The following is a 19,672-nucleotide window of genomic DNA, read 5'->3' on the forward strand; positions in this document are numbered from 1 at the left end:
AAGAATTACGAGGGGGAATCTGCATGAATATCGTGTACCTGATCGGTATACTCCTGGCTGTTTTCTTTACCTTCTTCGGAATAGCGGCCACTATCTCGCCGGAAACCGGCTTCACGGTGAATTTGGAAACCATCAAGAATTTTGGAGATATTTCCAGCCTTCTCATCGTGGTGGGCGGTACCCTGGCTGTGGTCATTGCCTGCTACCCTAAGCTGGCGCTTTCGATCCCCAAGCATTTTATGATTATGCTGCACTCCAAGACGTTTGATCCGCATCAGTATGTGGATGAACTGATGGAGCTGGCGCAGATCGCGCGTAAAAACGGATTGCTGGCGCTGGAAGAAAAAGCCAACGAGCAGAAGGATCCCTTTTTCAAGCAGGCAATCATGCTGATTGTCGACGCAAACGATCCGGAACGCGTGCGCGGCATCCTGACCAATGAGATTGAACAGGCATCAGCACGGCACCATGAGGTTATCGCCATGTACGAGCGGGGTTCGAACGCCGCTCCGGCTTTCGGTATGATCGGTACTCTGATCGGTCTGATCAACATGCTCAAGGAGCTGGACAGCGCAGACATGACCTCACTTGGCCCGAACATGGCGGTTGCCCTCATTACCACCTTCTACGGCTCCCTTTTGGCGCACGTGGTGTTCAACCCGATTGCGGCCAACCTCACCGCCCGCGATGAGGAAGAGATTCTTTGCCGTGAGATTATCCTTGAGGGAATTATGGCGATTCAGGCCGGTGAAAATCCGAAGTTCCTGCGCGAGCGCCTGATGACCTTCCTGAACCAGAAGCTGTCTGAGGAAAACGAGGAAAGCGAAGGCGGCAAGAAGGGCAAGGCAAAGAAAAGCCGGGGAAAGAGAAAGTAAGCAATATGCGCCGGCAAGGAGGCAGGTCCAATGAAAAGAAGCAATAAAAGCGGCAGCGGCGGCGCAAACTGGATGGATACCTATGGCGACATGGTAACGCTGATGCTTTGCTTTTTCGTGATGCTCTACTCCATGTCTACAATGGATCAGCAGAAATGGGAGCAGCTTGTGGAGGCTCTGAACCCCAGCAGCGTGGAGGACATACAAAATGTGGTGCAGAATCTCCCCGCGAATCCTTCGCAGGGAGATCCGTCGGACACGGCTTCGGCGGTGATCGGCCAATTGACGCAGGAGGATGTGGAGCAGGATCTGGAAGAGCTGTATCAGGCGATTCTGCAATATGTGCAGCAGTCTGGTATCGGCAGTAAGGTGACAGTGGGCAAGGGCAACGGTTATGTATTTATTTCCTTCGACGACACGGTTTTCTTCAACGGAGACAGCTACCAGCTGCTTGATGCGGGAAAGGAAACTCTCGATCAGGTAGGGGAGTCGATCCGGGAGGTGAGTGCCTCTGTCGACGAGATCCGTGTTCTGGGACACACAGCCCAGGCCAACCCCAGTTCGCCGAACGATCCGACCTTCGACCGTTTTCTTGCCTCCAACCGTGCTACAGTCGTTACGGTATATTTGCAGGAAAAGGGAATTGTGGCGCCGTCCCGTATTGTCAGTGTGGGATATGGCCAGTGGAGGCCGGTGGCGCAGAATGATACCACCGAGGGACGTGCGGAAAACCGGCGCGTCGAGCTGATTGTGACAGGGCTTGACCTCGAAGACGGAAACGGAGATGACATTACCAAATATTACACCATGCGCGACGATGCGGGAGTCCCCGCTGAGAGCGGGGCGATACCGCCGGAGGCGGCCTCCGCTGCTCCGACGGAGTCTTCGGCCTCCGTTTCCTCCGCTCCGGCTGCATCCGGATGAAAGCGGAATTTCCTTATCACTATGACAGCTTCTATTACCGGCAAGTTTACTCTGCCTGGGAGGGATGAGAATGGCAGAAGTTTTGTCTCAAAGTCAAATTGACGCGCTGTTGAATGCCGCTCGCAACGGCGAGATGAATTTGGCGTCTACGGCAGAGAACAAGGCGGAAAAGAAATATCGGAAATATGACTTCTACAGCCCCAGAAAGTTTACAAAAGACAGGCTGAAGATGATCAGCGGCATCTTTGAAAGCTACAGCAGAATCATCAATTCCTGGATCAACGGCCTTCTGCACACCTCGTGCGAAATTGAGGTCGAATCGGTCGAGGAACAGCGCTACTACGAATTTTCCAATGCGCTCTCAGAAGGAGACGTCCTGGCCTTATCGGATGTTTCCGTGGAAGGGGAGCCGACATCGGACGGCGCGCCCGTTCTGTTCCACTTTACCACGACCCTGATGCTGAGCATGATGGATCGTCTGATGGGCGGCGACGGTTCCACGGACCGCAGTCTTCCGGACGGCTACAATTTTACAGACCTCGAGCTCAAGCTCTATGAGAATATTGTCCGCGATCTTATTGGAATGCTGGGGAACAGCTGGGTCGATTACATCGACATCGACTTTGCCCTCCGGCGGATTGAGACCAATCCCACGCTGGTGCAGTTGATTGGACTGGATGAAACAGTGGTGATTGTCGGCGCGAGCATCCGCTTTGCGAATGCCTCCGGCCGGATCAGCATCTGTATCCCTGGGATGAAGCTTCTGAATATCTTCTCCCACATGGCCATCACCAACCAGAACCAGCGGAAAAAATCGGAGGACAATTCCGATGAGATTATGGACGTCCTCAAAGGCTCCACACTGGAGATTACGGCGGAGCTGGGACGCACAGAGGTCAGACTGCAGGATATCTATTTCCTGAAAGCAGGCGATGTGCTGGATCTGGGCCACCCCACGTCCGAACCGATTCAACTGTATATCGGAGGAAAAAGGTGGTTTGACGGGAAAATGGGCGTCCAGAACAACAGCATGGCTGTTAAAATTGTAGATACCTGTCATATTCAGGAAAGAGGGGAAAATGAGCGATATGGAACAGAAGATCTTTAATTCGATGGAGCTGGACGCCATCGGCGAGATGATGAATATCAGCCTCGGTTCTTCCGCCACTGCAGTTTCCAATATGTTGAACCATCGGGTCGATATCACCACGCCAACGGTGTCTGTCGTTTCCATTGAAGATTTTACGCTTGGCGATCTGGAACCGGCGATCGCCGTGGAAATCAAATATGTTTCGGGCCTGGATGGGAGCAACATCATGCTGCTCAAGCGCGGCGATGTGAGAACGATCGTCGATATCCTTATGGGTACCGAGACGCCGGATGAGGAATTTAAGCTTGATGAGCTGACGGTAAGCGCTGTCTGTGAGGTTATGAACCAAATGATGGGTGCTGCTTCCACGGCGCTTTCGGATTTCCTCGGCATTCTGGTGAATATTTCGACACCGGAATCCTATACACTGGATGATCTTGACGAGTTCAAACGCAACCATTTCCACAGCGAATGCGGCATGCTGGTTGTGGTTCGTTTCAAACTGGGGATCGAAGATATTCTGGAAAGTGAGTTTGTCAACGTCATGTCGATTGAGCTGACAAGAGAACTGCTGAAGGGCTTCGGCCTGACTGGCAATGGAGGAGAAAAGCAGCAGGCGCAGGCAGCCGCGCCTGCCCCGCAGCCTGCCGCTGCGCAAGATTCCGCTGCGACAATGGATCAGGGCCTGATTGATCAGCTGATGAATCCGCAGGCCGCTGCCCCACAGGCAGCCGCGCCCGCCCTGCAGCCTGCCGCTGCGCAAGATTCCGCTGCGGCAATGGATCAGGGTATGATTGATCAGCTGATGAATCCGCAGGCCGCTCAGCCTGCTCCGCAGCAGGCGCCGGTACAGCCGATGCAGGCTCCGCAGCAGCAGCCCATGCAGCAGATGCCAGTCCAGCAGCCGATGCAGCAGATGCCTATGCAGCAGCCCACCTATTATCCGCAGCAGCAGCCGGTGTATTACCAGCAGCCGAATCTGATTCAGACTAATCCTGTTACCCTGCCGACCTTTGACTTGGGCGATCGTCTGGGCGAGGAGCAGGCGCAGAACCTGGAAATGATTATGTCCGTTCCGCTTCAGGTCTCCGTTGAAATCGGAAGGACAACACAGAAAGTGGATGAAATCCTCTCCTACTCCAAGGGAACGCTGGTGGTGCTTGACAAGCTGGCGGGCGATCAGGTTGACATCTTTGTCAACGGCCTGTGTGTTGCCCACGGCGATGTGGTCGTCATCGATGATAATTTCGGTGTGCGCATCACAGAAGTAGTACATCAGCCCGAGCTGTTCAAACTGCAGAATAAGCAGAAATAAATAAAACATAATACAAACGGAAAAGGATGGATTGACATGGCTAAGATTTTGATTGTGGACGACGCTGCGTTTATGCGCAAGGTGATTCGAGACACCCTGACCAAGAATGGATACACGGATCTGTACGAAGCCGTTGACGGCAAGGACGCTGTGGAGAAGTATTTTGAACAGCGTCCGGATCTTGTGCTGATGGATATCACCATGCCGAACATGACCGGTCTTGAGGCTCTCAAGGAGATCCGCTCCAAGGACGGCAACGCAAACATCGTCATGTGCTCCGCCATGGGCCAGGAGGCTATGGTTGTTGAGGCTGTGCAGGCGGGCATCAAGGACTTTATCGTGAAGCCCTTCAAGGAAGATCGTCTCATGAAGACCGTCACCAGCATTCTGGGCAATGCCTGAGATTCTTCAGCTTTTGTGGGCGCTTCTCGTCATCATTGCGGTGCTGGCGCTGGCGTATCTGTTTACCCGATACGGCGCCGGGCGGCTGAACGGTATGTTCCGTCCGCGCAGGCGCCGTATGACCGTGGTGGAGCAGGTTCCTCTCGGAAGGGATCAGCGTCTTGTGCTGGTGCGCATGGGCGACACGCTTTACCTGCTGGGGGTGACGCCGGGCGGTGTAAGCCGTCTGGAGAAGCTGCCCGCGTCCGAGCTGGAAGCCCTGGAGGAGCCGCCTTCCGGCGATCCGCCACAGGACGGCGCACAGGGTATGAGCTTCGGAGAAGCATTGAAGAAGGTTATCGACCAGAGGAAAAAATCAGGGAGGCCGTAAGGTGGATTCAATAATCAATGTAAATGGAGAGAACGTCCAAACCATAGAGATCCTTCTGTTGACCACCCTGATCACTCTCCTTCCGTCCATCGTGGTCATGATGACCTCCTTCACGCGCTACATCATTTCCTTTTCGTTTCTGCGCTCGGCCATGGGCCTTCAGCAGAACCCGCCGAACATTGTCCTGATTGGCATTGCTCTGTTCCTGACGCTGTTTACCATGTCCCCGGTGATTTCTGAGATTCAGACAACGGCTTATGAGCCGTATATCGCGGACGAGATCAGCCAGGAGGAATTTATGGCCCGCGCAGAGGTGCCGCTCAAGGAATTCATGCTTGAGCAAACGGAGCAGAGCTCGCTCAAACTGTTCGGGGATTTGGCGGGTCTGGATGAAACGCAGATCGAGGAGCCGCAGGATTTGCCGCTGCGCATTGTGGTGCCTGCGTTTATGACGAGTGAGCTCAAGCGTGCGTTTCTGATCGGATTCTATCTGTATCTGCCGTTTGTGCTGATCGACGTTGTTGTTGCTTCAACGCTGATGTCGATGGGCATGATCATGCTTCCGCCGTCGATGATTTCCATGCCGTTCAAGCTTTTATTGTTCATCGCGCTCAACGGGTGGGAGCTGCTGTTTTCGACGCTGGTACAGGGATTCCGATAAGAAAGGAGGGCGGACGCCGTGGTGGTGGACGTTTTGCGGGAAGGAGTTGGGGTGGCCCTGAAGCTAGGCGCCCCCCTCCTTCTTTTCAGTATGGCGGTAGGCATTCTGGTGGCGATTTTCCAGGCTGTCACACAGATTCACGAGCAGTCGCTTTCCTTCATCCTCAAGATGATCGTGGTGGTGCTGGTGCTTCTGATTGGCGGCGGATGGATGCTGCAAACGCTGCTGGATTTTTCGAACTATCTGTTCACACTGATGTAAGGGCGCGCTATGTTCGATTTGACACAGTTTTATCTTTTTGAACTGGTGGTCATGCGCATCACGGGCTTCGTGGCGCTGACCCCGCTTCTGGGCCGGAGCAATGTCCCCGGAATTGTAAAGGCCGGTTTTACGCTGGTGCTTTCTTATTTCATGATGGGCATTGTGGGCGAAGGCCCTGAAGCGCCGCAGAGCACAGTGGCGCTCATCCTCACGCTTCTGATGGAGCTGGGGGTAGGGTTGGTGATCGGGTTTCTGATGCGCATCACTTTTTCCGTCGTACAGACGGGAGGAGAAATCATCGACGCGCAAATGGGCATGACGATGGCGCAGACGTACGACGCGAGCAGCCAGACCAATATGAGCGTGAGCGCTTCGCTGCTTAACCTGCTCATGATGCTCAATTTTTTTGCGGAGAACGGGCATTATACCCTTCTGCGCATCCTTCTTCTGTCGGGAGAGGCGGTTCCCTATGGGACGGCCGCGCTGGGAGAAGGGATTGCGGATTATGTAGTACAGATTTTTCTGTCCTGCATTGTGCTCTCGCTCAAGCTTGCGATGCCGATTCTGGTGGCGGAGCTTCTGGGCGAGGTTGGAATGGGAATTCTGATGAAGGCGATCCCTCAGATCAACGCCTTTGTCATTAATATAGAGTTGAAGGTTATCATCGGGCTGGTGCTGCTCTTCCTGTTTCTCACCCCGATCAACGAGTTCCTTCTTGGGATTGAATCGGAGATGCTGGATCAGATAGCGCGTGCCCTGGAGGTAATCGGAGCGGGCGGCTGAGCCGTCCCGCCTGCCGTGGAGCGGTATGGGAGTGTGGTGGTGAAGCTTGGCGGACAGCTCCAAAACTGAAAAGGCAACACCGAAAAAACGGCGTGACGAACGAAAAAAGGGCAACATCTTCTTCAGTAACGACGCCGTTTCGGTGGCGGTTCTGCTGTCCGGCTTCTTTGTCCTCAAGCTGACCGTTCCCGGTGCAATCGAAGCGATCTATGATTTTTTGCGGCACTGCATGGAGCTGTCTTCCCAGGAGTCGCCCACGGATTTCGTGGGGGATCTGGGGGATCTGTTCACCAGCCTGCTTCTGGCCTTCCTCAAGGCGGCCGGGCCTGTGCTGGCGGCCACTGTGGTGGCCGGTGTGGGAGTCACTTTTTTTCAGACAAAGCTGCTTGTTTCAGGAGAACTGCTCAAGCCGAAATTCAGCCGCATCAACCCGCTTCAGGGCTTCAAGCGGCTGTTTTCCCTGCGCAGTGTGATTGAGGCCCTCAAGGGCCTGCTCAAGATTGGGATCCTGCTGTATATTGTTTTTCAGTTTCTTTCCAGCGTATATCTGATCTTCACCAAATATCTTTATACTGATCTGGTCAGTGCCGCTTCCCATATGTTTGACCAGCTGTTTCAGCTTGTCATTCAGATCGCCGTCGCTTATATTGTGCTGGCGGGCGCAGACATTTTCTACCAGTGGTGGGATTATGAACGCCAAATCAAGATGTCCAAGCAGGAGATCAAGGAAGAATACAAGCAGACAGAGGGCGATCCGCAGATCAAGGGAAAGATCAAGGAAATGCAGCGCAAAATGGCGCAGTCGCGCATGATGCAGCAGGTTCCGAATGCGGACGTCGTCATCCGAAACCCGACCCACTTCGCGGTGGCGCTGCGCTACCGCGCGGAGAAGGATAACGCCCCCATCGTGCTGGCAAAGGGCCAGGACGAGCTGGCAGCGCGCATCGTGCGCACAGCGCAGGAGCACAAGGTGGCCGTGATTGAAAATGTCCCCCTGGCCCGTGCCCTGTATGCGACAACCGAAATCAACCGGGAAATTCCCCCGGAGCTTTATAACGCCGTCGCGGAGGTCCTGGTTTACCTGTACCGCCTGGATTCCAAGCCGAAGAAATAGGAGCCTGTAGCTTATGAGAAGGATTTTGAATAACGCCGTATCACTGATGGTGGTCGTCATCGTCCTGTTCCTGGTGATACCGCTTCCCACCTTTATGCTGGACGTCCTGATCGTCGTGAATATCGCTCTGTCCATCATGATCCTTATGATCACGATGAACATTTCGGAAGCCCTGGAATTCTCCATTTTCCCCTCGCTTTTGCTTGTCACGACGTTGTTCCGGCTGGGACTAAACGTCTCGTCAACACGCCTGATCCTTTCCAATGGCGGCAACGCCGGTATCGTCATCCAATCCTTTGGTACTTTGATTACCCAGGGAAACATCGTCATCGGCGTGCTGATCTTCCTGATCATCGTGCTGGTGCAGTTCATTGTTATCACAAAGGGCGCGGAGCGTGTCTCCGAGGTGGCGGCCCGTTTCACTTTGGACGCCATGCCCGGCAAGCAGATGGCTATTGACGCCGATCTGAGTTCGGGCCTTATCACGGAGAAGGAAGCGCGCATGCGCCGCTATAAAATCCAGAAGGAAGCCGACTTCTACGGCGCCATGGACGGCGCGACCAAGATTGTCAAGGGCGACGCGATCATGTCGCTCATCATTACCGTCATCAACTTTGTGGCTGGCCTTATTATCGGCGTGGTGCAAGGCAGCGGTGATATCAACAATGTGCTTCAGGTTTACTCCATCGCCACCATCGGCGACGGCCTGGTGTCCCAGCTTCCGGCGCTGATGATCTCCACCGCAACAGGCATGATCGTCACACGCTCCGTCTCCGACGGCAGCCTGAATACGGACGTCGTGGGACAGTTCAAGGCACAGCCGCGCGCCATTATGTCCACCGGTATTATCCTTGCCCTGCTCGGCCTGGTGCCGGGCGCGCCGACCCTCCCGCTTCTGCTTGTGGGCGGCGGTCTGGGCGCGGGCGGCTTTATCGGGGATCGCCGCATGCTTGCGGCGCGTACCGCCGAAGAGCAGGCCCAGCTTGCGGAAAACGCTCTTCCCGAGCAGACGGAAACGCAGGCTGTCAGCGAGTCCGACTATTACAAGGATATTAACAATGTCTATTCTCTCCTGAACGTAGAGCCGATTGAGATGGAATTCGGCTACAGCCTGATCCCTCTGGTTGACGAAACCAGCGGCGGCAAGCTGATCAGCCGTATCGTCATCTTCCGGCGGCAGTACGCGCAGGACATGGGCCTGGTCATCCCGTCGATCCGCCTGCACGACGGCGCATCCCTTGGGACAAACCAGTATATTATCAAGATCCGCGGCGAGGAAGTCGCGCGCGGCGAAATTCTCGTCGACTATTATCTGGCGCTGGAGCCGGAGAACCCGGAGGGAGAGATCGACGGCATCGAGACGATCGAGCCTGCCTACGGTATCCCCTCGCGCTGGATTCTGCCGGAGAACAAGGAAATGGCCGAGATTTACGGCTATACGGTTATCGCGCCGCTCACCGTTATGCTCACCCACCTCTCCGAGACCATCAAAAAGCATGCCAGCGAGCTGCTGAACCGTGCGGAGACGCTTCAGCTGATCGAAAACCTGAAAAAGACAGAGCCGGATCTGGTGAACGATGTGGTACCAAACGTGCTCTCCTACGCCAGCCTCGAGAAGCTGCTTAAAAACCTGCTGCGGGAAGGGATCCCGATCAAGGATCTGGAGATTATCCTGGAAACCGCGGCCGACGCAGCCTCCACCACGCACGATCTCGATATGATCACCGAGCAGGTGCGTGCCGCTTTGAGCCGCACCATCACCCGCAAGTTCTGCGAGAATGGGCAGCTGCGCGTCATCACGCTCGACGCCGAGCTGGAAAAGAAGGTGCTCAGCGCGCTCACGAAGAACGAGCATGGTGTGTATCTCGCGCTTTCTCCCGATGTGGTACAGCAGATTATTGCCCAGCTTGGCGATCTTCGCAAGAAGTTCGCGGAGCTTTCCCAGACGCCGATTGTGCTTACCAGCCAGATTATCCGCGTCTATCTGAGCCGCATGATTTCTCAGTTCTATCCGGACGTCTACGTTCTCTCCTTCAACGAGGTGACGGGCAGTGTGCAGATCCAGGCGATCGGCAACATCACCCTTCAGCCCGACGCGAAAGCGGGACGATAAAGGACGGTGCGTGCGATGGACGACAAAAGAAGGGAGGCCCCCTCTGTGCCGCAGGCCGGCGCGCCGGCAGACGGCGGAGCGGATACCAGAGAGCTGCTTGAGCGGTACCATGAAACAGGGGATGAACAGCTTAAGTGGCAGATTGTGCTGCAATACACCGATCTGGTAAAAAAAGTTGCGTTTCAGGCGCGCGGATTATTTAACAGTTTTGCACAATTGGACGATATCATACATGAGGGGATTCTTGTCCTGCTCAACGCGGTGGATAAATTTGACGCTTCCAAGGGGATCAAATTTGAAACATACATTGCCAAACGATTGCGCGGCATGATGATCGATCTGGTGCGCAAGCAGGATTGGGTGCCGCGGCTGGTGCGTCAGAAGGCGGTGCGGCTGAACCGCGCCGCGGAGGAGCTGGCCGGGGAGCTCGGCTGTGCCCCCACCGGCAAGGAGATCGCGGATCGTCTTGGGGTTACTCCCGAGGAATACGAGAATTTGCGCGCGGAGGCCGCTGTTTCCAATCTGATGTCCTTTGAGGCTCTGCTGGACAGCTACGGTTCGTCCGGTGCGGCCGCGAATGAGCAGTATGCTCTCTCCTCCACAGACAGCCCCCCTGAGGAGGTCTGCCAGGAGAAGGAGCTGCACGAGCTTCTCGAACAGGGGATCGATTCCCTGCGGGATAACGAGAAGCTGGTGCTTTCCCTCTACTACGAAAAAGAGTTAACAATGAAAGAGATCGCGCAGGTGCTCGGTGTGAGCGCACCGCGCGTTTCTCAGATCCACAGCGGGGCAATCCAGCACCTGCGGGAGATTATGCAGCAGTACGCAAAGGAATAACCGCGGGAGTTTTCCCTGCATCAAAGGAGTGTGCGGTTTATGACAAAGGGCTTTTACAATCTGACCTCCGGTATGCTTTCTCAGACGAGACGGCTGAATGTGGTGGGCAATAATATGACCAACGTTTCCACCCCCGGATACAAGACGGAGTATTATACGGACACCACCTTCGACGAGGTGATGATCAACCTGGTGGGCAACAAGGATAAAACAGGTTCCCAGCCGATCGGAGAGCAGAGCTATATTCTGGCGCCGGACGAGGCCTATGTCGATTATTCACAGGGCGGCTTTGAGCAGACCGGTCTGAATCTGGATTTTGCTATCCAGGGGGAGGGCTTCTTTGCCATCCAGACGGCGGACGGCGTGGAATATACCCGCGGCGGCAGCTTTTCGCTGGATGAGGAGGGCTATCTGTATCTGCCCGATCACGGCCGTGTGCTGAGCATCACGGGCCAGCCGCTTCAACTTTCCACCGATAACATCACTGCCGACGGTTACGGCAGAATCTCCACCGCCGACGGCCAGTATCTTGGGCAGATCGGCGTGTTTGTGTTTCCGGACAACAACCAGCTTGTCAAAAACGAGAGCGGCCTTTTCGGAGCTAACGGCCAGGCGGCGGCTGCCGCGGGCCAGACGCCGATACTCTGGAAATGGACGGAAAACTCCAATGTTGATATGATCCGTGAGATGACCCTGATGATGACATCCCAGCGCGCCCTGCAAAGTGCGGCGCAGGTGCTCAAGCTCTACGACGGTCTGCTCACAAAGGCTACGAACGAAGTCGGCAGAATGTAACGGATAAGGGGGTAACAGCAGCATGATACAGGCATTTTACAGTGCAGCTCTTGGCGCCCAGCAGCAGATGACCCGCATGGGCGTGCAGGGAAATAATATTTCCAACGTCAACACCTACGGCTTTAAGGCGGAAAAGCCCTCGTTTGAAGCGGCTCTGTACCGTTATGAAAACGGTGTGGACGGCGCTCAGCTTCCGCGCGGCAGCGGCGCCCTCATGGTGTCCACCGCCACGGATTTCTCCGACTCTTCCATTGAGCAGACGGGCCGCAGCCTGGATTACACCATTGTCGGAGATGGGTTCTTTGCGCTTCGCGATCCCGCGAACGGAGAGATTTCTTATACGCGGGACGGCTCTTTTACCCTCTCCCGCTTTCTTGTGAACGGACAGGAAACCTTCTATCTGTCGGACGGTGAGGGCCGCCAGGTGCTCGACGGCAACGGCAACCCCATCGTGGTAACGGATCAGGAGGAGGTACAGCCGATCGGCGTGTATACATTCCAATATCAGGACGGCCTGCAGCATCTGGATGCGGGCCGCTTCGCAGCGCTCCCGAAGAACGGGACCATCACCTCTGTGGCGGATCCCAATCTGCAGCAGGGCTATCTGGAGACTTCAAACACCGATCTGGCATATGAGATCGGCAAGGTGATTGAGGCTCAGCGTTCCTACAGCTACGCCCTGAGAATGGTTACGACAGCCGATGAGGTGGAAACGACGATCAACGGCCTGACGAACTGATAAGGGGGGAACGCGATGAAAAATTTTCATGAGCTGAATGGTCTGGAGCTGGATACGCTTCGTGAGATTGGCAGTATTGGCACGGGAAATGCGGCTACTGCTCTCTCCGGTATGCTGGGCGGCGAGGTACGCATCACCATGCCTGAGGTGCGTATCATGGGCTACAACGAGGCGATTGACTGGATCGGCGGTCCGGAAGCCATTACGGCAGGTGTGCTGGTGCGTCTGAGCGGCGAGATCAATGGGATTATGCTCTCGGTGCAGCAGCTGAAATTTGTCAATTTGGTGCTGGAGCATCTGGTTGATTATAAAATTGAGGATTATGCGGATCTCACCGATATGGAAAAATCTGTCCTTGTGGAAGTTGGAAATATTATGATTTCCACCTTTGTCAACGCCCTCTCGGAGCTGGCGGGAATTACCATCCGCGTTACAGTTCCCTGCTTCGCGGTTGACATGCAGGGGGCGATCCTCTCTGTGCCGATGGTAGAGTTTGGCGGTCAGACGGATTACCTGATGACGATTGGCGCCGACTTTATTATCGATCAGAATGTGGTTCCCTGTCGTCTCCTGCTCTCCCCTGATGTGCTTTCCCTGAATTTCCTTCTGAAAAAGCTGGGGGTTATGGATGCCTGACAAATTGACAGTAGGAATCGCGGATATGAAGATGGTGAAGGGCTCAGGGACCCTGATCACCTACGCGCTTGGGTCGTGTGTCGGGATTTGCCTTTACGATCCGATGATCAAGCTGGCGGCATTGATCCACATCATGCTTCCGCTGAACATGGAGGCAGGACGCAAAACACCAATGAAATACGCCGACACGGGAATCCGCGAGACGCTTAAGGAGATGGAGAAAAAAGGCGCCAGCCGCACGCGCATTGTGGCGAAGATTGCCGGGGGAGCGCGCATGTTTGACGTTTCCGGCGGCGGCAGCCTCGGAACGATCGGCCAGCGTAACATAGACAGCGTTCGCTTGGCTCTCAAGAGAGAGGGGATCCGCCTGATGAAAGAGGATGTGGGCGGCACGGTGGCCAGGACGCTTTTATTTGAAGCTGATACGGGCCGCGGGATTATCCGCAGCTATGGAAAACCTGAAGTGATTATCTGACGGTAAATTGAGAGAAGAGGGGCGGTTACGTTATGGAAAACAGCAGAAGCGGGATTCTCCTGGAAACAGGAACCAATGAAGTGGAAATCATGGAATTCACCATCGACGGCAATTATTACGGAATTAATGTAGCCAAGGTGCGCGAGATTCTGGTTTCCGCGCCGGTGCGTTACATGCCGCATGCCCACCCCGCCGTCGAGGGTATTTTCAAGCCGAGAGATCAGGTGATCACCGTCGTGGACCTGCCCCGGTACCTGAACGATAGGGAAGAGGAAAAGCACGAGAAGGATCTCTTCATTGTCACCAACTTCAACAAAATGTTTATTGCCTTCCGTGTTCACACGGTTGTGGGAATCAACTGCATTTCCTGGCGGGATATTCAAAAGCCGGATAACACCATCTCGAACGGATCGGACGGTGTGGCGACCGGTATTGCGCAGATCGGTGATAAGCTGATCAGTATTCTGGATTTTGAAAAGATTGTCGCGGATATCGCTCCGGAGACCACGATCCAGATCAGCGAGATTGAGGCCATGGGAAAACGCGGCAAGTCTGAGACGCCGATCTGGGTTGCAGAGGATTCCATCCTTCTCACACAGATGATCCGCCAGGCACTGACCAAAGCGGGGTATGTCAATCTGAAAACTTTTCCGAACGGTGCGGAGCTGTGGGATGCACTCCAGCCTCTGCGCGGCCGTACCGATCTGGAATCGCAGGTTTCTGTCGTCATCACCGATCTGGAAATGCCTCAAATGGACGGACACCGCCTCACCAAGCTGATCAAGGATGATAAAGAATTACGTTCCATTCCGGTTATTATTTTCTCCTCGCTGATCACCGAAGAGATGCGCCGTAAAGGCAAGCTGATCGGCGCCGACGAGCAGCTCAGCAAACCGGAGATTGGCCATCTGGTAAACGTGATCGATCAGCTTTTGGAGGATCGCCGTGCCAGCGAGGAAGAGTTCTGACAGATTTTGCAGGAATAAGGAAGAGGGCGTCGCCCGGCTTTTTGCCGGCGCCGTCCTTTTTTGTTGGAAACTTGTGGGAATTGAGACAAAAGGCTCTTTGTTTTTTACAGAGTTCCGGTGAAATCCTTCCAAAGACGAAAGAATTCTTTGAAAATTTGAGTCTGGCGCTTAATTTTTGGGAAAATCGGACGATGACTAATGTAGATTCCCTTTTACACACAACCTGGTGAATGCCATGGTTTTCTGTGAAAATGGTAAAGTTTTTTTAACGATTTCCAAGCCTGATTTCTCCGCGCCGCATGACTGAGGCTGACTGGAGAATAGGAAGGGAGGATATGACAGATGTTTACAGGAATTAATTTTGACAGGGCCATGCCGCTGAGCGGCGCTGCTCCGCAAAAGAGCGTATCCTCCGGAGCGCAGCGGCTTCGAAAGGAACGCCTTCATTACGATTTATTTGAACTTTCACAGCGTCCTGAGGGTGAAGAGAAAGCGATTCAGGAGCTGGTGGGGCAGATTTCCCGGGAAGTGCGCACGCGCCCCTCGCGCGGGGAGCTCGAGGAGCTGCAAACTCAGATTCGCGAAGGGACGTACCAGCCGGATGCCCGTGAAATTGCGGCCCGGATGCTGTTGATTCGAGAGGAGGAGCTGTAACAGGATGGCTTACGAAGAGTACCTTGCCTTTTTGGAGGAGCTCCTGCATGAGATGAACCATCTCATCGAAATCGGGAAGCAAAAGCTGGAGGCCATTCAAAATCACGAGCTGGATGTCCTCAACGAGTGCATCAAGCAGGAGCAGGCCGTTTCCCTGACGCTCAGAGGATTGGAGCAAAAGAGGGGAAAGCTTCTGGCAGCCATTGGCTGCGAAAAAGTGCCGCTGAGTGAAATGCCGCGCCGCTGTCCCGAGGAATACCGGGCCAGGATGCAGGAGCTGGTCAATCAGCTTCTGGCAGCGGACAAGGTTTATAAGAGCGTGCAAGCTCCCTCCCGCACCATTATGGAACGCGATCTGCGCTCTATCCGCAAGCAACTTGAATCCCGCGGTGTGGAGCAGGAACTGGATGATAATTACAAAACGGCGCCCCCCGCCCGCGGGAAAGGGTTGCGAACGGATTTCAGAGCATAAGGAGGCCCAACCATGAGCAGTACATTTGGCACAATTACTACCGTCCGCCTTGGCATCTATGCCTCTCAGAAGGGCTTGGACGTAACAGGCAACAACATTACCAATATCAACACCAATGGCTATACCCGCCAGCGTCTGGACCAGATCAGTCTGGTTGTTTCTGCGTCGGATAAATACGGTTCGCAGTATAAGGCGCGTGTCGGCCAGGGTCCTGTAATCACCGGCATCAGCCAGCTTCGCGATCCGGGCATGGATATTTCCTATCGTAAGGCAAATTCCGATGTCGGTTCCGCCGATCAGATGCTGGCCGGCCTGGAGGATCTCGCTGGTATTCTCGATGAAGTCGGCAAGGGTGACGGCGAGCAGGATGACGGCGTTATCCTCAATCAGCTCAATGATCTGCGCGACCTGATCAACCAGGCCCTGACAAACGGCATTGAGAATTATGAAGGCTCCATTCGTGCGTCCGCCAATGCGCTCTGCACCCAGTTCCACCAGTATGCAAAGGCGCTGGAGGGGCTGATGGAGGACTATGAGACGCAGTTGGATGAGGATACCACCAGAGTGAACCAGATCCTGACGGAGCTGCGCGACCTGAACCTCCAAATCCGCAATTCCGATGTCCGCGGCGATGCCGCTTTGGAGCTGCGTGACCAGCGCAACCTTCTGCTGGATGAACTCAGCGGCTACATGAAGATTGATGTGACCTACAAAATGGTGGATGCCGGCGGCGGATACATGGTCGAGGAAATGAGCGTTAAGCTGGCGGATCGCCCTGCTGATGATCCGGTTTATCTGGTTCAGGGACAGTATGCGGCACAGATTTCTGTTAAAGATCAAAATGGGGACTTTGTGCCAAATTATAATATCACTGTCAGCGGATTGACCAATAAGGATAACGAACCGCATCCGACAAATCCTCAAACGGCTACCACTTTGGGTGATAATGACCTCTATGGTTCGCTGCAGTCCCTGCGTGAGCTGCTCACCGAGGAAGGTGAGTATGCATCGCAGAATGATATTGATAATGTTGATGGCAATGCTGCTTCCAAACGCGGTATTCCGTATTATATCAATCAGCTTAACAGTCTCGCCAGAACGTTCGCGGAAGAGATGAACAAGCTGAATATGCCCAATGATGGGACCGCTAATCCCCCGTTGGATGGAGAAGGCGCCCTGTTTGAAACGAATGATAACACAACAGATATTACCGCCGGAAATATTTGTATTTCTCAGGAGTGGGCGGAAGGAACCGTCAAGATGCTGTCTACCACGGATCCGAATGCTCCCACAGACGATCGCTCCAATCTGGCACAGTTTTTGAATTTGTTTAACAGAAAAGATATTGAATTTGATCCCAAAGATATTGTCGGGGATGCGGAGGGCGCTGTCTACGAGGGCAGCTTTGAGGGTATGCTCCTTCGAATTGAATCCACACTGGCGCAGGATCAGATGGCTGCGACGACTACTTTGAACAATTACGCGATTACACTGGACAATGTTTATACCGATCGTGACAGTGTGACGGGTGTGGATTTGAACGATGAAGCTACCAACCTGATGGTGTACCAGAAGGCTTACACAGCGGCGTGCCGTGTTCTGACGGCACTGGAACAAGCGATTGACTCGTTGCTGGCTGCAACGGCATAAGAGGAGGGGATTCAATCATGATGAGAATAACAACAAACGGAACCCTGCGGATGTATAAATCAAATCTGATGCAGACAACCGGAAGCCTGAATTCCGCCATGACCAAGCTGATGACGCAGCGGAATTTCAACTCCTATGCATCCAGCCCGGCGGCGGCTACCCGTGCTTTTAAGATTCACAGCTCGCTGAATGCAACGCGTGTGCAGGCAGCCAACAATGAGACAGTGAAAAATAAATTTGACACGGCCTATCAGGTGTTGGATATCGTGGGCAGCGACATTGCCGACAGTATGGCCAAGATTCCGGCTCTGGAAGGCCTCAACGGTCCAAACGAGACAAACGTGAACGAATTGGGAAAGGTGCTGCGCAGTGGTGCGGAAGCTATTGTGCAGAGCATGAACTCTCAGTATGACAGCAAATTCCTCTTTGGCGGCGCTGACACAGAGAACCCACCTTTTGCCATTGAGGAGGGGGATGACGGAAAGAGTTACATTACGTTCCGTGGAGTCCGCATCGATGATCCGAATACGTTGGATGATGAATATTTGGATGAAAACGGTAATCCTGTTCCAAATCCGGACGGTACCGGAAACTATACTAACAAAGAGATGTTGGATAAGTGGAACGAGGAAACCCAGTTTGTCGATATTGGCTTGGGCTTTAAGCTGGATGGTAACGGCGATGTGGTAGACTCTACCGCTTTTGATTCCGCGCTTTCCGGCATTGATTTTATCGGCTATGGTGTGGATGATGAGGGAGATCCCAAAAACATGGCTTCTCTCATGCTGCGCATGGCGGAGATTTTTGAAAGATATGATACCGAGAGCTGCGAGTGGGGAGAGGAAGGCGATTATGCGCAGGCGCAGGAGCTTCTGAATAAGATGAATGATTCCCGCGACAATGTCATTCAGAAATGGTCCGCGCTCAGCGCCGAGTCGACGTTCCTCAATACGAACGCTACACAGCTTGAAACCACGTTTGCGTCTCTGAATACGGAGCGCAGCACCATTGAGGATATCGACATGATCGATACAATTACGGAACTTTCCTGGGCGCAGGTGTGCTACAGCGCTGCGCTTCAGGTTGGTACCAGCGTGATCCCCCAGTCGCTGATGGATTATCTGAAATAACAGGGGGAATTTTTACCGGAGCACTTGGTTTTCCGGCAACTATTTTTAGGGGAAGGAGTATGAAGAAGCTCTATGTATCCGTTGATTGAAATTACAACCGTGCCGATTGAGATTCAGATGAAAGTGACACCCGCACATCTCGAATACAGCCGAGGCACGGCACAGGTGGAAATTCGTCGTGATAAAGGCGGACTCAATATCCGCAGCAGCCCGATCCGCGTGAACATCGACACCTTTGAGGCGCGCAGCTCCATTGTGCCCACCACGGCACAGAGCGTTCAGCAGCAGGCACAGCGCGGAGAACAGGCCGTTTATGAGGCCACGGCGGTGATGGCGCGGGAGGGCCGCATGATGATGGAGGCCAAGATAGGGGAAAATGTTATTCCACAGCTTGCCCGGCAGCAAACTATGGGACAGATGTCTCAGGTGAATGTCAAGTTCATTCCGTCCGCACAGCCCGAAATTTCGTGGCAGGGCGGTGAAATGAGCATTCGCTATGAAATGGATAAGCTGAATTTTGACTGGCGCATGAAGGATATGTCCTTTACTTTTGTGCCGGGAGATATTGAGTTTTCCGTGACACAGCAGCCTGATGTGATTATCAAGTATGTAGGTGGTCCGCTGTATGTGCCTCCATCGTCCGATCCGAATTACGAACCGCTCGATGTGAAGGCTTGACAGGAGGAACTCTGATTGAAGCTTAACACGAAGTATTTCGGTGTGATTGAGTACGAAGCAGGAGATGTGCTGCATTTCCCGAATGGTTTATTTGGGTTTGAGGAGGAGCACAATTTTCTGCTTCTGCCCTTCGCGGGGAGTGAGGGAAGCCTGCTCTGCTTCCAAAGCATACAGACGGAACAATTGGCTTTTATTGCCATGAATCCGTTTTCCCTTGATCCCGCTTATGCCCCGCTTCTCTCTGAAGAGGAATTGCACCTGATGGGTGCGGCACGCAGTGAGGATTTGTGCTATTATGTCCTGTGTGTGGTGCGCGATCCCATTGGGAACAGCACGGTCAACTTCAAATGTCCTGTCGTCGTGAATCCAGACGCAAACTGTGCGGCCCAGCTGATTCTGGACACGGACGAATACCATATGAAGCACCAGCTTTCGGAATTCCAAAGCGAGGGGGCCGGTGTATGCTGATTTTAGGCAGACGGGCTGGGGAGTCCCTGGTGATTGGCGATCATATCAGCGTAACCATTCTCTCGGTGGAGCCGGGAGGCACTGTAACGCTGGGGATTGACGCACCAAAGGATTTGCTGATTCTGCGTAAAGAGCTTCAGCAGGCGGTTTCCACGAACCAGGAGGCTGCCAGTGCCAATGCTTCCACGCAGATGATTACCGCATTGGAAAATGCATTTCTTCATCCCACAGCCGGAAAGAAGCCCGAAAAAGGAGATTGATT

General features: G+C 53.9%; 24 protein-coding genes. All 24 read left to right on the forward strand.

Annotated elements, in window-relative coordinates; genetic code table 11:
• Positions 1-23 precede the first annotated feature (23 nt).
• Positions 24-875: a motility protein A gene (locus tag B5F35_RS11295; protein WP_087241015.1), complete on the forward strand. Its 852-nt coding sequence runs from the start codon at positions 24-26 to the stop codon at positions 873-875.
• A gap of 30 nt (positions 876-905) precedes the next feature.
• Positions 906-1,799, forward strand: a complete 894-nt coding sequence (locus B5F35_RS11300) for an OmpA/MotB family protein (RefSeq protein ID WP_087241017.1) — start codon at positions 906-908, stop codon at positions 1,797-1,799.
• A 70-nt stretch (positions 1,800-1,869) separates the two neighbouring features.
• Positions 1,870-2,907 carry a flagellar motor switch protein FliM gene (locus tag B5F35_RS11305; protein WP_087241019.1) on the forward strand — a complete coding sequence of 346 codons (1,038 nt, stop codon included), beginning with the start codon at positions 1,870-1,872 and terminating at the stop codon, positions 2,905-2,907.
• On the forward strand, positions 2,879-4,204 hold the full coding sequence (fliN, locus tag B5F35_RS11310) for a flagellar motor switch protein FliN (protein ID WP_330396269.1): 1,326 nt from the start codon (positions 2,879-2,881) through the stop codon (positions 4,202-4,204). Before B5F35_RS11305 ends, fliN begins: the two co-directional genes overlap by 29 nt.
• Positions 4,205-4,240: 36 nt before the next feature.
• Positions 4,241-4,606 carry a response regulator gene (locus B5F35_RS11315; RefSeq protein WP_087241021.1) on the forward strand — a complete coding sequence of 122 codons (366 nt, stop codon included), beginning with the start codon at positions 4,241-4,243 and terminating at the stop codon, positions 4,604-4,606.
• Positions 4,599-4,976, forward strand: coding sequence for a flagellar biosynthetic protein FliO (gene fliO / locus B5F35_RS11320; RefSeq protein WP_087241023.1), 378 nt, complete (start codon positions 4,599-4,601; stop codon positions 4,974-4,976). The genes B5F35_RS11315 and fliO overlap by 8 nt, the downstream gene beginning before the upstream one ends.
• Before the next feature lies 1 nt (position 4,977).
• Entirely contained in the window at positions 4,978-5,637 is a 660-nt protein-coding gene (fliP, locus tag B5F35_RS11325; protein WP_087241025.1) for a flagellar type III secretion system pore protein FliP, read from the forward strand.
• Positions 5,638-5,655: 18 nt separating this feature from the next.
• Positions 5,656-5,898 (forward strand): flagellar biosynthetic protein FliQ, encoded by a 243-nt coding sequence (locus tag B5F35_RS11330; protein ID WP_087241027.1) that lies wholly within the window; start codon positions 5,656-5,658, stop codon positions 5,896-5,898.
• A gap of 9 nt (positions 5,899-5,907) precedes the next feature.
• Positions 5,908-6,681 carry a flagellar biosynthetic protein FliR gene (locus B5F35_RS11335; RefSeq protein ID WP_087241029.1) on the forward strand — a complete coding sequence of 258 codons (774 nt, stop codon included), beginning with the start codon at positions 5,908-5,910 and terminating at the stop codon, positions 6,679-6,681.
• A gap of 46 nt (positions 6,682-6,727) precedes the next feature.
• Positions 6,728-7,795: a flagellar biosynthesis protein FlhB gene (flhB, locus tag B5F35_RS11340; protein ID WP_087241031.1), complete on the forward strand. Its 1,068-nt coding sequence runs from the start codon at positions 6,728-6,730 to the stop codon at positions 7,793-7,795.
• A gap of 13 nt (positions 7,796-7,808) precedes the next feature.
• Positions 7,809-9,908, forward strand: a complete 2,100-nt coding sequence (flhA, locus tag B5F35_RS11345; protein WP_087241033.1) for a flagellar biosynthesis protein FlhA — start codon at positions 7,809-7,811, stop codon at positions 9,906-9,908.
• A gap of 15 nt (positions 9,909-9,923) precedes the next feature.
• Positions 9,924-10,745 (forward strand): sigma-70 family RNA polymerase sigma factor, encoded by an 822-nt coding sequence (locus B5F35_RS11350; RefSeq protein ID WP_087241035.1) that lies wholly within the window; start codon positions 9,924-9,926, stop codon positions 10,743-10,745.
• Positions 10,746-10,784: 39 nt separating this feature from the next.
• The gene (locus tag B5F35_RS11355; RefSeq protein ID WP_087241037.1) at positions 10,785-11,540 is read left to right on the forward strand and encodes a flagellar hook-basal body protein; all 756 of its coding nucleotides are present in this window, start codon (positions 10,785-10,787) and stop codon (positions 11,538-11,540) included.
• A 22-nt stretch (positions 11,541-11,562) separates the two neighbouring features.
• Positions 11,563-12,279 (forward strand): flagellar hook-basal body protein, encoded by a 717-nt coding sequence (locus tag B5F35_RS11360; RefSeq protein WP_087241039.1) that lies wholly within the window; start codon positions 11,563-11,565, stop codon positions 12,277-12,279.
• A 15-nt stretch (positions 12,280-12,294) separates the two neighbouring features.
• Positions 12,295-12,915, forward strand: a complete 621-nt coding sequence (locus B5F35_RS11365; protein WP_087241041.1) for a chemotaxis protein CheC — start codon at positions 12,295-12,297, stop codon at positions 12,913-12,915.
• Positions 12,908-13,390 (forward strand): chemotaxis protein CheD, encoded by a 483-nt coding sequence (locus B5F35_RS11370; protein WP_087241043.1) that lies wholly within the window; start codon positions 12,908-12,910, stop codon positions 13,388-13,390. Before B5F35_RS11365 ends, B5F35_RS11370 begins: the two co-directional genes overlap by 8 nt.
• Before the next feature lie 32 nt (positions 13,391-13,422).
• Positions 13,423-14,358 carry a chemotaxis protein gene (locus tag B5F35_RS11375; RefSeq protein WP_087241045.1) on the forward strand — a complete coding sequence of 312 codons (936 nt, stop codon included), beginning with the start codon at positions 13,423-13,425 and terminating at the stop codon, positions 14,356-14,358.
• A gap of 342 nt (positions 14,359-14,700) precedes the next feature.
• Entirely contained in the window at positions 14,701-15,012 is a 312-nt protein-coding gene (locus B5F35_RS11380) for a flagellar biosynthesis anti-sigma factor FlgM (protein WP_087241047.1), read from the forward strand.
• A 4-nt stretch (positions 15,013-15,016) separates the two neighbouring features.
• A complete protein-coding gene (gene flgN, locus B5F35_RS11385; RefSeq protein ID WP_087241049.1) occupies positions 15,017-15,484 on the forward strand; it encodes a flagellar export chaperone FlgN in 468 nt (155 codons plus the stop codon).
• 12 nt (positions 15,485-15,496) lie between these two features.
• Entirely contained in the window at positions 15,497-17,134 is a 1,638-nt protein-coding gene (gene flgK, locus B5F35_RS11390) for a flagellar hook-associated protein FlgK (protein WP_087241051.1), read from the forward strand.
• Between the two features lie 17 nt (positions 17,135-17,151).
• Positions 17,152-18,264, forward strand: coding sequence for a flagellin family protein (locus B5F35_RS11395; RefSeq protein ID WP_087241053.1), 1,113 nt, complete (start codon positions 17,152-17,154; stop codon positions 18,262-18,264).
• Between the two features lie 72 nt (positions 18,265-18,336).
• Positions 18,337-18,942: a DUF6470 family protein gene (locus B5F35_RS11400; protein WP_087241055.1), complete on the forward strand. Its 606-nt coding sequence runs from the start codon at positions 18,337-18,339 to the stop codon at positions 18,940-18,942.
• Between the two features lie 15 nt (positions 18,943-18,957).
• On the forward strand, positions 18,958-19,410 hold the full coding sequence (gene fliW, locus B5F35_RS11405; protein ID WP_087241057.1) for a flagellar assembly protein FliW: 453 nt from the start codon (positions 18,958-18,960) through the stop codon (positions 19,408-19,410).
• Positions 19,404-19,670, forward strand: coding sequence for a carbon storage regulator (locus tag B5F35_RS11410; RefSeq protein ID WP_087241059.1), 267 nt, complete (start codon positions 19,404-19,406; stop codon positions 19,668-19,670). Before fliW ends, B5F35_RS11410 begins: the two co-directional genes overlap by 7 nt.
• Positions 19,671-19,672 lie beyond the last annotated feature (2 nt).

This window comes from Anaeromassilibacillus sp. An200, from assembly GCF_002160025.1.
GTDB classification, from domain to species: Bacteria; Bacillota; Clostridia; order Oscillospirales; family Acutalibacteraceae; genus Caccousia; species Caccousia stercoris.